At 59.4% G+C, this 1531-nt stretch carries 2 protein-coding genes; both read right to left on the bottom strand.

Annotated features, from left to right (window positions below):
• Positions 1 to 26 precede the first annotated feature (26 nt).
• Positions 27 to 1268 (bottom strand): IS110 family transposase, encoded by a 1242-nt coding sequence (locus tag ACP7EY_RS23945; protein ID WP_426197755.1) that lies wholly within the window; start codon positions 1266 to 1268, stop codon positions 27 to 29.
• Between the two features lie 61 nt (positions 1269 to 1329).
• Positions 1330 to 1531, bottom strand: a 202-nt coding sequence (locus ACP7EY_RS23940; RefSeq protein ID WP_426197754.1) for a hypothetical protein, incomplete at its 5' end; no start/stop codon positions are given.

Here is a 1531-nt window from a genome sequence, read left to right as displayed (position 1 = left end):
TCCGACCCCTCGTTTCGGCGCTTGTATCAGGCGTTAGCCGGTGGCGCGCTCTGTCCGGGCCACTGACCGATCACTTTGAGTTGCCGGATCCAGCGCGGTGCATTTTTCCTGGCACTCATTGCGGCGTAGTCGATGTTCGGATCGTGGTAGGGCACGCGTCGGGTAAGTAGCAGATAGATCAGCCTTATCATTTTGTGCGCCAGCGCGACGATCACTTTGTTGTGAGGCTTGCGGACCTTCAGGCTCTTGTATTTCGATGCCAGCGAGCTCTTGGTCATACGCGCCGCATTGGCGCATTCGCACAAGATGTAGCGGATGATGGCATTGCCTTTTCGGGTTTTTCCGGACTTTCTCTTGCCGGCCGATTCGTTGTTGCCCGGACACAGCGCGGCCCATGAAGCGAGGCGGTCGGCGCAGCCGAAGCGCGTCATGTCATCGCCGATTTCGATCAGGATCAGGGCGCTCGCAATCTGGTCGATGCCAGGAATGGTTTGTAGCAGGCGATGCGCCCATTGATACGGCGTCATGGCGGCCAGCAGGAATGCATCGAGCGCGGCCAGCTCACGCTCAAGCAAGTCGATGTGTGCATGGAGATGCGCCAGCAAAAACATATGGCGCGCCGTCAGGTCGCCGTCGAGTGCTGCCTGCAGCGCCTCGCGTTTCGATTTCAGGGTGCCGCGCGCCATGTCGAGCAAGACCTCGATTGGCTTGCCATCGATCAGCCCCGCCACCATCGCTTTTGCCGATACGCCGTCGATTTCGCTCACTACAGCGCCCAACTTGATACCGCCGTCATCGAGGACCTTGTGCAGGCGATTGACTTCGCTGGCATGCATGCCACTGAGCTTGCGCCGGTAGCGCGACAACAGGCGCAGCTCGCGCAAGTCTTGTGGCGGTATAAAACTGCCTCTGACGAGACCAAAGCGAGCCAGCACGGCCAGCCACTGCGAATCGGTGATGTCGGTCTTGCGGCCCGGAACATGTTTGACCGAGTGTGCGTTGACGACCCAGGTTTCGATGCCGGCCCGCTCCAGATGGCTGTAGAGGCTTTTCCAGTAAATGCCGGTGCTCTCCATCACCACCAGTTCCACGTTCAGTTCGACCAGCCAGCGAGCCAGTTCCCGGCAATCGCGCTTGAAGCCGCCAAACTCACGACTCAATTGTTCGATGCTGCCATCGGCGCGCTCGACGACGGCGGTGACGACGTGCAACATGCGATGCACGTCGATGCCGGCAACACGCCGGTACAGCGGTTCGAGTCCTTCCATGATGTCACTCCCATGATTAGAATGAAGGAGCGCACAGGGCAACGATGAACTGGATGACTCCTCAGGCCAACTCGGCCTGGGCCTCTTTACCGTTCGTGCTACGACGTACATCGTGCGACAGTCGGGGGTGCGCGCCAGTTCCGTCAAGTCTGGTTAGCTGCGGGGTCGGACCACCATTCGGTGATCGACTTTTGTTGTCTTGTGCGCCGACTTCCATCTTGCGCTTACCGCCGCTTTCATGCGCGGGGGCGAAGAAATATGAT

This window comes from Massilia sp. DWR3-1-1, assembly GCF_049898325.1.
Classification (GTDB): domain Bacteria; phylum Pseudomonadota; class Gammaproteobacteria; order Burkholderiales; family Burkholderiaceae_D; genus JAFCUW01.
Note: the sequence above shows the minus strand (reverse complement) of the source record. Positions and strands in the feature narration are given on the sequence as shown.